General features: G+C 55.5%; 12 protein-coding genes and 1 tRNA gene. 6 read left to right on the top strand and 7 right to left on the bottom strand.

All coding sequences use genetic code 11. The features are described from left to right. Positions 1-100: 100 nt before the first annotated feature. Complete coding sequence (locus ACSZO1_RS19995; protein ID WP_437615775.1) at positions 101-211, top strand: Hok/Gef family protein; 111 nt, start codon at positions 101-103, stop codon at positions 209-211. Positions 212-335: 124 nt separating this feature from the next. Here ACSZO1_RS19995 and tesA read toward each other — a convergent pair whose 3' ends face one another. Further along, positions 336-983, bottom strand: coding sequence for a multifunctional acyl-CoA thioesterase I/protease I/lysophospholipase L1 (gene tesA / locus ACSZO1_RS19990; RefSeq protein WP_437615773.1), 648 nt, complete (start codon positions 981-983; stop codon positions 336-338). On the opposite strand from tesA, the gene ybbA reads away from it, so the two are divergent. Continuing rightward, positions 954-1,640, top strand: coding sequence for a putative ABC transporter ATP-binding protein YbbA (gene ybbA, locus ACSZO1_RS19985; RefSeq protein ID WP_437615771.1), 687 nt, complete (start codon positions 954-956; stop codon positions 1,638-1,640). The two genes, tesA and ybbA, sit on opposite strands and share 30 nt — an antisense overlap. After that, positions 1,637-4,054: a putative ABC transporter permease subunit YbbP gene (ybbP, locus tag ACSZO1_RS19980; protein WP_437615769.1), complete on the top strand. Its 2,418-nt coding sequence runs from the start codon at positions 1,637-1,639 to the stop codon at positions 4,052-4,054. Before ybbA ends, ybbP begins: the two co-directional genes overlap by 4 nt. A gap of 84 nt (positions 4,055-4,138) precedes the next feature. Here the strand turns inward: ybbP and purK are convergent, their stop codons facing one another. The 4 genes from purK to ppiB form a co-directional block, all read right to left on the bottom strand. Next, positions 4,139-5,203 carry a 5-(carboxyamino)imidazole ribonucleotide synthase gene (gene purK / locus ACSZO1_RS19975; RefSeq protein WP_437615767.1) on the bottom strand — a complete coding sequence of 355 codons (1,065 nt, stop codon included), beginning with the start codon at positions 5,201-5,203 and terminating at the stop codon, positions 4,139-4,141. After that, a complete protein-coding gene (gene purE / locus ACSZO1_RS19970; RefSeq protein ID WP_437615765.1) occupies positions 5,200-5,709 on the bottom strand; it encodes a 5-(carboxyamino)imidazole ribonucleotide mutase in 510 nt (169 codons plus the stop codon). The genes purK and purE overlap by 4 nt, the downstream gene beginning before the upstream one ends. Before the next feature lie 142 nt (positions 5,710-5,851). Continuing rightward, positions 5,852-6,577 carry a UDP-2,3-diacylglucosamine diphosphatase gene (lpxH, locus tag ACSZO1_RS19965; RefSeq protein WP_437615763.1) on the bottom strand — a complete coding sequence of 242 codons (726 nt, stop codon included), beginning with the start codon at positions 6,575-6,577 and terminating at the stop codon, positions 5,852-5,854. Next, a complete protein-coding gene (ppiB, locus tag ACSZO1_RS19960; RefSeq protein ID WP_437615762.1) occupies positions 6,577-7,071 on the bottom strand; it encodes a peptidylprolyl isomerase B in 495 nt (164 codons plus the stop codon). Before ppiB ends, lpxH begins: the two co-directional genes overlap by 1 nt. 242 nt (positions 7,072-7,313) lie before the next feature. Between ppiB and cysS the strand changes: the two genes are divergently transcribed. Beyond that, on the top strand, positions 7,314-8,702 hold the full coding sequence (cysS, locus tag ACSZO1_RS19955) for a cysteine--tRNA ligase (RefSeq protein WP_437615760.1): 1,389 nt from the start codon (positions 7,314-7,316) through the stop codon (positions 8,700-8,702). Positions 8,703-8,807: 105 nt separating this feature from the next. Here the strand turns inward: cysS and ybcJ are convergent, their stop codons facing one another. Together ybcJ and folD are read right to left on the bottom strand one after the other, a co-directional pair. Beyond that, the gene (gene ybcJ / locus ACSZO1_RS19950; RefSeq protein ID WP_437615758.1) at positions 8,808-9,020 is read right to left on the bottom strand and encodes a ribosome-associated protein YbcJ; all 213 of its coding nucleotides are present in this window, start codon (positions 9,018-9,020) and stop codon (positions 8,808-8,810) included. Further along, positions 9,020-9,886, bottom strand: coding sequence for a bifunctional methylenetetrahydrofolate dehydrogenase/methenyltetrahydrofolate cyclohydrolase FolD (folD, locus tag ACSZO1_RS19945; protein WP_437615756.1), 867 nt, complete (start codon positions 9,884-9,886; stop codon positions 9,020-9,022). Before folD ends, ybcJ begins: the two co-directional genes overlap by 1 nt. Positions 9,887-10,064: 178 nt before the next feature. On the opposite strand from folD, the gene ACSZO1_RS19940 reads away from it, so the two are divergent. After that, positions 10,065-10,141: transfer RNA gene (locus ACSZO1_RS19940), tRNA-Arg, on the top strand. 166 nt (positions 10,142-10,307) lie between these two features. After that, on the top strand, positions 10,308-11,297 hold a 990-nt coding region (locus ACSZO1_RS19935), incomplete at its 3' end, for a tyrosine-type recombinase/integrase (protein ID WP_437615754.1).

The following is an 11,297-nucleotide window of genomic DNA, read 5'->3' as shown; positions in this document are numbered from 1 at the left end:
TCGCTCATCTGTGGTAGGAAAAACGGGATAACTTATCGGTAGTTAACCCTTCCTCCTACACTCTCCACAATCATGTCCGAGCGTTGCACTTATTATCTGAATTCGCGTAACAATAATTACTGTTATCGGATTATTACGGAGTTCGCTTTGCGAATTACATATCAGGCGAGGTAACACGGAAATTATGGCGATATTAACCTGTCAATCCTGACGGTAAGGCAACCCAACGGCGGGGAGGTCATCCCCGCCTGTTGGCTGTCGGGCAGGATCCGTGAGCACCCGTCTGCGCTAATCATTTGATTTTCATCCCTCTGACTCGCGTTTTTTGCATAACTTTACCTGCTAATCTTACCGTTGCTGGCTGACTCATGCTTAACTAAGGGGGCCAGCTGGGTAGCCATCAGGTCGGCGATAAAGGGTTGCGCGGCGGGATTAGGGTGAATGCCATCCTGTTGCATCCATTCCGGTTTCAGGTACACCTGCTCCATAAAGAACGGAACCAGTGGAATACCATACTCTTGCGCCAGCTTCGGATAGATCCCGCTAAACGCATCGTTATAACGGCGGCCATAATTCGCTGGCAGGCGGATTTGCATCAGGAGAGGTCTGGCATGAGCCGCTCTGACCGCAGTAATAATGCTACGCAGATCCTGCTCGATATTTTGCGGCGGGAAACCACGCAAACCGTCGTTGCCGCCCAGTTCGATCAACACCCACTGCGGCTGATGTTGTTGCAGCAGTGCCGGTAAGCGGCTCAGCCCCTGGGTGGCGGTATCGCCACTGATGCTGGCGTTAATCACGTCAGGTTTTTTTTGCCATTTATCATTCAGTAGCGCAGGCCAGGCGGTACTGGCAGACATGCGATAGCCCGCGCTTAAGCTGTCGCCCAGGATGAGCAATGTCTCTGCCGACGCCATACGCGCGACCAGCAGTAATAATAACAGGAAGGGATAATGCCAGCGGAAAACATTCTTGAAGTTCATCGTCTTAGTAAGTCCGTCGGTCAGGGTGAGCATCAGCTCAACATCCTTACCGGAGTTGAGCTGGTTGTCAAACCGGCCCAGACCATTGCGCTGATTGGTGAATCGGGTTCGGGTAAATCCACTCTGCTGGGTATTCTGGCCGGGCTGGATGATGGCAGTGAGGGAGAAGTCTTTCTCGCCGGAGAAGCGCTGCATCAGCTGGATGAGGAGCAGCGTGCTGAACTGCGCGCGCGCCATGTCGGTTTTGTATTTCAGTCATTTATGCTGGTGCCGACACTGAATGCACTGGAGAATGTCCAGCTGCCGGCACTGTTGCGTGGCGACAGTGACAGCCAGAGCCGTGAACAGGCCAAAGCGCTGCTGACGCAGCTGGGGCTGGCGGAGCGTCTCAGCCACCTGCCTGCACAGCTTTCCGGTGGCGAACAGCAGCGGGTGGCGCTGGCGCGTGCATTTAACGGTCGTCCGGCGCTGCTGTTTGCTGATGAACCGACGGGTAATCTCGATCGTAAAACCGGTGATCGCATCGCCGACCTGCTGTTTTCCCTCAACCGTGATTTTGCCACCACTCTGATTCTGGTCACCCATGATGAACAGCTGGCGGCGCGTTGCGATCGTCGCCTGCGTCTGCGCGATGGTAAATTATGGGAGGAGGCATGATCTGGCGCTGGTTCTGGCGCGAATGGCGCTCGCCGTCTCTGCTGATTGTCTGGCTGGCGCTGACGCTGGCGGTAGCCTGTGTGCTGGCGCTGGGATCGATCAGCGATCGTATGGAAAAAGGGCTGGGTCAGCAGGGACGTGAGTTTATGGCGGGCGACCGCACGCTGCGCAGCACCCATGAAGCGCCCACCGAATGGCTGGAGCAGGCGCGCAGCGAAGGGTTGCAGATCAGTCGCCAGCTCAGTTTTATGACCATGACCTTTGCTGATAACACGCCGCAGCTGGCTGATGTGAAAGCGGTCGACGATGCGTATCCGTTATTTGGTCAGCTGGTTACCGAACCGGCCAGCATGAAGCCACAACCTGGCACCGTGCTGGTCGCGCCACGTCTGCTGGCGCTGCTGAATTTGCGCATTGGTGACATGCTGGATGTCGGTGATACCACGCTGCGCATTGCGGGTGAGATTTTTCAGGAGCCCGATGCCGGATTCAACCCCTTCCAGACCGCGCCACGTCTGCTGATGAATCTGGCGGATGCGCAGAAAACCGGCGCGATTCAGCCTGGCAGCCGCCTGACCTGGCGTTATAAATTTGCCGGTGATGCCGTGCAACTTGGACGTTATGACAGCTGGATTGAGCCCAAATTAACCGCCGACCAGCGCTGGCAAAGTGTCGATAATTCCGAGGATGCGCTGGGCCGATCGCTACAGCGTGCACAGCAGTTCCTGCTGCTCTCTGCTCTGTTGACGCTAATGCTGGCGATTTCTGCGGTGGCGGTGGCGATGAGCCACTACTGCCGTAGCCGCTACGATCTGGTGGCGGTGCTGAAGACGCTGGGGGCTAACCGCCTTGCGCTGCGTAAACTGATCATTGGTCAGTGGCTGGCCGTGTTACTGCTGGCGGCACTGACGGGAGGTTTGCTGGGACTGGGGTTTGAGGCCTTCCTGTTGCAAATGCTGAAACCCGTGTTGCCGGTCACGTTACCGCCATCCGGCCTCTGGCCATGGGTGTGGTCGCTGGGGGCGCTGTTTACCATCTCGCTGCTGGTGGGATTGCGTCCGTATCTTTTGCTGCTGGCGACGCAGCCATTGCGTGTTCTGCGCCGTGATACCGTGGCGCAGATCTGGCCGCTGAAGGTGTATCTGCCGCTGATGGCGCTGGTGGTGGTGGGGCTGCTGGCCTTGCTGGTTGGCGGCAGTACGTTGTTATGGGCATTGCTGGCAGGCGTGGTTCTGCTGGCGCTGTTGCTTGGCGCTCTGGGCTGGGGAAGTCTGCTGCTGTTGCGCAGACTTTCGGTACGCAATCTGGCATTTCGTCTGGCGATCAACCGTTTGCTGCGCCAGCCACTGACCACGCTGAGTCAGCTGGCGGCATTTTCCCTGTCGTTTATGTTACTGGCATTGCTGCTGGTGATGCGTGGCGATCTGCTGGATCGCTGGCAACAGCAACTGCCGCCGGACAGCCCTAATTTCTATCTGTTAAATATTGCCAATGAGCAGGTAGAGCCTGTGCGCCATTTCCTGCAACAGCATCAGGTGAAAGCGGAAACCTTTTACCCGATTGTGCGTGTGCGCCTGACAGAGACCAATGGTCAGCCGGTAGATCCACGCGAGGATAATACCTATAACCGCGAGTTAAACCTTACCTGGCTGGAACAGCTGCCGGATAACAGTCCGGTGGTGGCCGGAAGCTGGCCTGCGAAACCGGGAGAAGTGTCGATGGCGGCAGAGCTGACCGACAGGCTTGGGCTAAAGCTGGGCGATGAACTGACGTTTAGCGGCGATACACAAACCTTTAAGGCGAAAATTACCAGTCTGCGCGCCATCGATCAGGAGAGCCTGCGGCCGTTTTTCTTCTTTATTTTCCCGCCGAACAGCCTGGATCAGCTGCCGCAAACCTGGCTGACCAGCTTTCGCGTGGATAATAACCCGCAGCTGCTGGCACAGTTAAACCGTGAGTTCCCGACGCTGACGTTGCTGGATGTGGGCAGCATTCTGAAGCAAATCGGTCAGGTGCTGACTCAGGTGAGCCAGGCGCTGGAAATCATGGTCGTGCTGGTAACCGCCTGCGGCATTTTGCTGTTGCTGGCACAAATTCAGGTGGGTATGCGCCAGCGGCGTCAGGAACTGGTGGTGTATCGCATTCTGGGTGCCAGCAAAAAGCTATTGCGTGGGACGTTGTGGAGTGAGTTTGCGTTGCTGGGGAGTGTATCCGGTATTGCGGCGGCGATTGGTGCTGAAGCTGCACTATGGGGACTGCAGCGCAAAGTGTTCGATTTCCCGTGGCAGCCCGATATGCTGCTGTGGCTGGTATTGCCACTCACTGGCGCGCTGTTGTTGTCATTATGTGGCGGCTGGCTGGGCGTACGGTTGTTACAGGGTAAGGCGCTGTTCAGAAGCTATGGTATGGAGTAAACCCGCGCGATAGCAGAGATTTACGCCGATAAAAAAGCCCCGGTCTGTAAAGACAGGGGCTTTTATGCATCAGGTGACGATGAACTACAGCTTCTCAATCGCCCAGGCGATGCCGCTGGCATATTCTGGCGGCAGCATTGGCGTCAGCGCCTGCAATGTCTGCACCAGCTCAGCTGGGTGCACACTGTTCAGATTCAGATGGCCCACTTTACGTCCCGGGCGGACTTCCTTCTCATACCAGTGCAGATTAACCAGCGGTTGCTGTAACCACTGCAGATTAACATCGGTGCCAATCAGATTAACCATGACCGATGGCGTATTCACGACCGGTTTTGGCAGTGGCAGATCGAGAATCGCACGCAGATGCAGTTCGAACTGGCTGATTGACGCACCATTTTGCGTCCAGTGGCCGCTGTTGTGCACCCGCGGCGCCAGCTCATTAATCAGCAGGCCTTCCGGCACCACAAAGCATTCCATCGCCATCACACCGACATAGTTCAGCTCATGCATGATAGCTGACAACATCTGTTCCGCCTGCTGTTGCAGCGCGGCATCGGGATGCGGCAGCGCAACGCTGGTGCGCAGAATGCCTTCCTGATGCAGATTGTGGGTCAGGGGATAGAATACCGTTGCGCCGTTGTGTCCGCGTACGCCGACCAGTGACACTTCGCCGGAGAAATTAATCCCCTGTTCGACGATGCACTCACCGTAGCAATCCTGCGGCAGTTCGCCGGTTTGCTCTGCACGCAGACGCCACTGGCCGCGGCCATCATAGCCGCCGGTACGGCGCTTCACGATAGCCAGTTCACCCAGTGAGGCGAACACCTGTGGCCACTGGTCAGCGGATGCCAGTAACTGCCACGGTGCCGTCGCCAGACCCAGCTGATCGAGCAGCTGCTTTTGCGTCAGGCGGTCGGCCAGGCGTGGGAAAATATCGCGATTGACGAAGGCCGGATGGCTGGCCAGCTCGCGCGTTAATGCAGTTTCCGGCCAGCGTTCGATTTCCGCAGTGATCACACTCTGCTGAATCGGCAGCGCTTCGGGTTCGGCGTCCAGTCCAACGGGATAAACCGCAATACCCAGCGGTTCGCCAGCCTGACGCAGCATGCGTCCAAGCTGACCGTTACCTAATACGCAAACCGGTTTCATGCATTACCCCGTGGATCTGGATTGTTCAGGACTTCATCGGTCTGGCTCTGACGCCAGTTTGCCAGACGCGCCGCCAGTTCAGCGTCGTGAATCGCCAGAATCTGCGCTGCCAGTAGTCCTGCATTCGCGGCTCCTGCTTTACCAATCGCCAGTGTACCCACCGGAATACCGCGCGGCATCTGCACGATGGAGTAGAGGCTGTCGACGCCGCTCAGCGCAGCACTCTGCACCGGTACGCCGAGTACCGGCACCAGCGTTTTGGCGGCCAGCATGCCTGGCAGGTGCGCAGCACCACCGGCACCAGCAATAATCACCTGATAGCCATTATCCGCGGCGCTTTCAGCAAAGCTGAACAGTTTGTCCGGAGTACGGTGTGCGGAAACCACTTCCACGTGAAACGGCACATCGAGGGCGGTAAGGATCTCGGCGGCAAATTCCATGGTGGCCCAGTCACTTTTCGAACCCATGACAATAGCAATACGGGCTGGGGCGGCGTTGGATGACATGCGAGTCTGACTCCTGTGATTGTACAAACTTCACCTGCGCTGGCAGGTGGGAAGGGCAGAGAGAATAGCATGACTCGGCAGCAAGGAAAACGGTTGCGTCACTGCTGCTGCGGGCAAAATTGCGCTTTTTCGCCGCGTGTATTCAGAAAGGGAAGGCGCTGAGGGTAACGGCGCTGGCATCCACCTGGATCATTGAGCCCTGCTGATCCCAGGCACCCAGCACCACTCGCTCGACGGTGTGTCCCTCTGCCTGCAGTGCATGGACTGCCGGACGATGGGTATGACCGTGGATCATCCATTGCACATGATGGCGCTGAATCGCCCCGACGACGGCCTGCTGATTGACATCCATAATCGTTTCCGATTTATGGCGATTGGCATTTTTGCTGCCAGCGCGCATGCGCACGGCGATGCGCTGACGGATAAACAGCGGCAGGGCGAGAAAGAGTTTCTGCAGCCAGCGCTGATGCACTTTGCGCCGGTAGCGCTGATAGCCTTCGTCATCGGTACACAGCGTGTCGCCATGCAAAATGAGCAGCGACTTGCCGTACAGTTCGAGACGGTGCTCTTCCGGCAGCAGAACCATGCCGCTGGCACGTGCAAAACGCTGGCCGAGCAGGAAATCGCGATTGCCGTGGATAAAGTAGCAGGGCACCCCATGCTGCTTTAGCGCCAGCAGCGCTGCGGCGACTTCTGCATGCAGAGGGTTCGGATCGTCATCGCCAATCCAGGCTTCAAACAGATCACCAAGGATATACAGCGCGTCAGCCTGCATGGCTTCGCGCTGTAAAAAACGCAGAAAACCGGCAGTGATTGCCGGTTCTTCTTCACACAGATGCAGATCTGCGATAAACAGCGTGCGTGACATTACTCGCTGACGGTCACTTTCTGGATGACCACGTCTTCTTTTGGCACGTCCTGGTGCATACCGCTGCGACCGGTAGAAACCGCTTTGATCTTCTCCACCACGTCCATACCTTCGACTACTTCAGCGAACACGCAGTAACCCCAGCCCTGCAGGGATTCGCCGCTGAAGTTCAGGAAGTCGTTATCTGCCACATTGATAAAGAACTGCGCCGTTGCAGAGTGCGGTGCGGAAGTACGTGCCATTGCCAGCGTACCACGGGTATTTTTCAGGCCGTTGTTCGCTTCGTTACGGATTTCTTCTTTGGTCGCTTTCTGCTTCATACCTGGCTCAAAACCACCGCCCTGAATCATGAAGCCGTTGATGACACGGTGGAAAATGGTGTTGTCGTAGAAACCTTCACGACAGTAATCCAGGAAATTTTTCACGGTAGCGGGGGCTTTATCGTCAAACGTTTTGATCACGATATCGCCATGATTAGTCTGGAAAGTAACCATAATCTCGTCCTGTTAAGGTGGGAGTTTTACATGACTGTGCTCACGGCAGGATGGAAAATCGTACCGGGCCAGCTTTAATAGACGCTCCTTATATCACAAATTGTGATGACGCGTCAGCAGGGCGATTCGCACCGGATAACTGTTATATTGTTGCATTACCTCGCGCTAACGGGAACAATACGGCAAAATACCCCTTCAGTTTTAATTTCGTTAACCCGCACACGTCAATACGGAATGTCTCAATGCTAAAGATCTACAACACCCTGAGTCGTCAGAAAGAGGAATTTAAACCTATTCATGCCGGAAAAATTGGCATGTACGTGTGCGGAATCACCGTTTACGACCTGTGTCACATCGGCCATGGTCGCACTTTTGTTGCCTTTGATGTGGTTTCGCGTTATCTGCGTTATTGCGGCTATCAGCTTAATTATGTGCGCAATATCACCGATATTGACGACAAAATTATCAAACGTGCCAACAAAAATGGTGAAACCATCGATCAACTGACTGACCGCATGATCGCGGAGATGCATAAGGATTTTGCTGCACTGAATATCCTGCCGCCGGATCTGGAACCGCGTGCGACCCGCCATATCAGCGAGATTATCGAGCTGGTGGAGAAGCTGGTCGCTCGTGAACACGCCTATGTGGCTGAAAATGGTGATGTGATGTTCTCGGTGGAAAGCGATGCAGATTACGGCAAGCTGTCACGTCAGGATCTGGAGCAACTGCAGGCGGGCGCGCGCGTCGAAGTGCTGGCGGATGTGAAACGCAATCCAATGGATTTCGTGCTGTGGAAAATGTCGAAAGCGGACGAACCAAGCTGGCCGTCACCGTGGGGCGCGGGCCGTCCTGGCTGGCATATCGAGTGCTCGGCGATGAACTGCAAGCAGCTGGGCGAACACTTTGATATCCATGGCGGCGGTTCAGATCTGATGTTCCCGCATCATGAAAACGAAATTGCCCAGTCAACCTGTGCTCACGATGGCCCGTATGTTAACTACTGGATGCACTCCGGTATGGTGATGATTGATCGCGAGAAGATGTCGAAATCTCTCGGCAACTTCTTTACCGTGCGTGATGTGCTGGCGCACTTTGATGCTGAGACGGTGCGCTACTTCCTGATGTCAGGTCACTATCGCAGCCAGCTGAACTACGGCGAAGATAACCTGAAGCAGGCGCGTGCCGCGCTGGAGCGTCTGTATACCGCACTGCGCAATACCGATCCTGCGGCGACAGCAAGCGGTGGTGAAGCCTTTGAAAGCCGTTTCCGTGAAGCGATGGATGACGATTTCAACACCCCGGAAGCCTATTCCGTGCTGTTTGATATGGCGCGTGAAGTCAACCGCCTGAAAACCGAAGATGTGGCCGCTGCAAATGGTCTGGCGGCGAAACTGCGAAAGATCGCGGCAGTGCTGGGCCTGCTGGCGCAGGACCCGGAGCAGTTCCTGCAGAGCGGTGCGCAGAGCAACGATGATGAAGTGGCGGAGATTGAAGCGCTGATTAAAATGCGCTTTGAAGCGCGTCAGGCGAAAGACTGGGCGCAGGCGGATGTGGCACGCGACAAGCTGAATGCGCTGGGCATTATTCTGGAAGACGGTCCACAGGGCACCAGCTGGCGTCGCAAGTAATCGCTTGTGTTCCTTCCCCCGTAAGCGGGGGAAGATCATGATGGGGCAGCGAGCCGCTTCCATCCCCATAAAAAAACGGCAGCCTGCGCTGCCGTTTTTTTATCATCAGGCGATGACTTTCACCTGATTGCCGTCAAAGTCGACGACCTGACCTGCGACAATCTTACAGCGTTTACGGGTTTCCACCGCGCCATCAACGGTCACCAGACCATCCGCAATCAGCGCTTTCGCCATCGCACCGCTCTCGACCCAGCCTTCCAGCTTCAGCAGATCGCATAAATCGACATGTGGGTGTTTGCCCAGAGAAAACGTCGCCATTATTCTGCCTCTCCATCGTGGTACTCTTCACATGCCTGCAGTGTGTTCTGAATCAATGTGGCGACGGTCATTGGCCCGACACCACCCGGCACTGGCGTGATATAAGAGGCACGTTCTGCCGCGGTGTCATAATCCACATCGCCCACCACTTTGCCGCTTTCCAGGCGGTTGATGCCGACATCGATCACAATTGCGCCTGGTTTAATCCAGTCGCCAGGAATAAAGCCCGGCTTGCCGACCGCGACGACCAGCAGATCAGCATGCTCAACATGATGACGCAGATTTTTGGTAAAACGGTGAGTGACGGTGGTGGTGCAGCCAGCCAGCAGCAGTTCCATACTCATCGGACGGCCAACAATATTCGATGCGCCGATCACCACTGCATTCAGACCGTAAGTATCGATATTGTAGCGTTCCAGCAGGGTAACGATACCGCGTGGTGTGCAGGGACGCAGCTTTGGTGCACGCTGGCACAGGCGACCCACGTTATACGGGTGGAAGCCATCGACATCTTTATCTGGTGCGATATTTTCCAGCACTTTGACATTGTCGATACCAGCAGGCAGCGGCAACTGCACCAGGATACCATCGATTTCCTTATCTGCATTCAGCTTGTCGATCAGTTCCAGCAACTCAGCTTCGCTGGTGGCGGCGGGCAGATCGTAAGAGCGTGAGATGAAGCCGACTTCTTCACAGGCCCGGCGCTTGCTGGCGACATAGATCTGTGACGCCGGGTTCTCACCCACTAACACCACGGCGAGGCCTGGGGCGCGTTTACCGGCTGCGAGACGCTGCTGAACTTTTTCCGCAACCTCAGAGCGCACCTGCTGCGCAATCGTTTTACCATCAATAATTTTTGCTGCCATCAGAGAGGAAATCCACTGTGTTGAATTGATTCGGGGAATGCGCCTATTCTGGCAGAAGCGAGCGCTGCTGTCAGGCACAATCACCAGCAGTTGCTCATTAGTGCAGCAGTGGTGCGGGCTGAAGAGTAAAAACGTTGACTCATCAGACTCGCACCGTATAATTCGACGCAATCACAACGCGCCCTTAGCTCAGCTGGATAGAGCACCGGCCTTCTAAGCCGTAGGTCACAGGTTCGAATCCTGTAGGGCGTGCCATTTTAACTTCTCCTGTCGTCTGCTAAAGTCCACAAAACCCCAGCCAATAAGCACCTTCCCGCGAGCCTCGTTATCTCAACGTCTACTAACATCTATTGAAATCAACAATTATGTGGGGGTACATTTGGGGGTATGGTTCTGTTCAATGAAATGAGATACCCCCAAAATGAAGCTTAACGCCCGTCAGGCCGAGTCTGCCAAAGGAAAGGATAAGCCCTATAAGCTGGCTGACGGCGGCGGTCTGTATCTGTTGGTGAATCCTAACGGCGCAAAATACTGGCGGTTGAAGTACCGCGTTGCTGGTAAAGAGAAGTTGCTGGCGGTGGGGGTATATCCTGATGTGCCACTGGCCGACGCACGGCGGCGTCGTGATGACGCAAAAAAGATATTGGCAGCAGGTGGCGATCCGGGACAGGAGAAGCAGGCCGAGAAACAAGCCAAAGTGCTGGCGGTTCAGAATAGCTTCGAAGCGATTGCCACCGAGTGGCACGACCACAAAAAAGGTAACTGGTCAGAAGGCTATGCCTCCGACATCCTGGAATACCTCTCCAAAGATATTTTCCCATTCATCGGTAAGCGCGCGATCAACGACATTAAACCGGCTGAGATGTTGGCCGTGCTGCGCAAGATGGAACAGCGTGGTGTTCTGGATAAGTTAAAGAAGACCCGGCAGGCCTGCAGGCAGATTTTCACCTATGCGGTGATTACCGGCCGAGCTGAAAATAACCCCGTTACCGATCTCGCTGGCGCACTGAAAGCGCCGAAGCAGAAGCATTTCCCTCATCTGAACCTCGAACAGATACCTGACTTTCTCAAGGCACTTAGCGACTACAGCGGTAGCATGGTGACACGTTCTGCCACCAGCCTACTGATGCTCACTGGCTTGCGAACAATAGAGCTGCGCGCTTCTGAGTGGGCTGATATCGATCTTGATAAGGGTATCTGGCAGATCCCCGCAGAGCGAATGAAGATGCGGCGGCCACATGTTGTGCCTTTATCCAATCAGGTGAAAGCGCTCCTGGAGGAAATCCACCGGCTCACCGGGCGCGGGAAGTACGTTTTCCCTGGCCGCAATGATGGTAAGCGTCTCATCCAGACCGTCTTTTATTTTTGCCCGTGTTTTCTACCATGGACACTTTCGCGAACATGGACTCTG

Origin of the sequence: Erwinia sp. V71, from assembly GCF_965644245.1 — a bacterium.
In the GTDB taxonomy this organism is placed as follows: Bacteria; Pseudomonadota; Gammaproteobacteria; order Enterobacterales; family Enterobacteriaceae; genus Erwinia.
The sequence above is the reverse complement of the archived record's forward strand: the minus strand, read 5'-3'. Positions and strand labels throughout refer to the sequence as shown.

What these genes read in the sequence shown, in the direction of transcription:
- ybcJ (WP_437615758.1), bottom strand. Translation starts at nt 9,020, where the DNA reads ATGGCGACGTTTTCTCTGGGCAAACACCCACATGTCGATTTATGCGAT.
- lpxH (WP_437615763.1), bottom strand. Translation starts at nt 6,577, where the DNA reads ATGTCACGCACGCTGTTTATCGCAGATCTGCATCTGTGTGAAGAAGAA.
- tesA (WP_437615773.1), bottom strand. Translation starts at nt 983, where the DNA reads ATGAACTTCAAGAATGTTTTCCGCTGGCATTATCCCTTCCTGTTATTA.
- folD (WP_437615756.1), bottom strand. Translation starts at nt 9,886, where the DNA reads ATGGCAGCAAAAATTATTGATGGTAAAACGATTGCGCAGCAGGTGCGC.
- cysS (WP_437615760.1), top strand. Translation starts at nt 7,314, where the DNA reads ATGCTAAAGATCTACAACACCCTGAGTCGTCAGAAAGAGGAATTTAAA.
- purK (WP_437615767.1), bottom strand. Translation starts at nt 5,203, where the DNA reads ATGAAACCGGTTTGCGTATTAGGTAACGGTCAGCTTGGACGCATGCTG.
- ybbP (WP_437615769.1), top strand. Translation starts at nt 1,637, where the DNA reads ATGATCTGGCGCTGGTTCTGGCGCGAATGGCGCTCGCCGTCTCTGCTG.
- ppiB (WP_437615762.1), bottom strand. Translation starts at nt 7,071, where the DNA reads ATGGTTACTTTCCAGACTAATCATGGCGATATCGTGATCAAAACGTTT.
- purE (WP_437615765.1), bottom strand. Translation starts at nt 5,709, where the DNA reads ATGTCATCCAACGCCGCCCCAGCCCGTATTGCTATTGTCATGGGTTCG.
- ybbA (WP_437615771.1), top strand. Translation starts at nt 954, where the DNA reads ATGCCAGCGGAAAACATTCTTGAAGTTCATCGTCTTAGTAAGTCCGTC.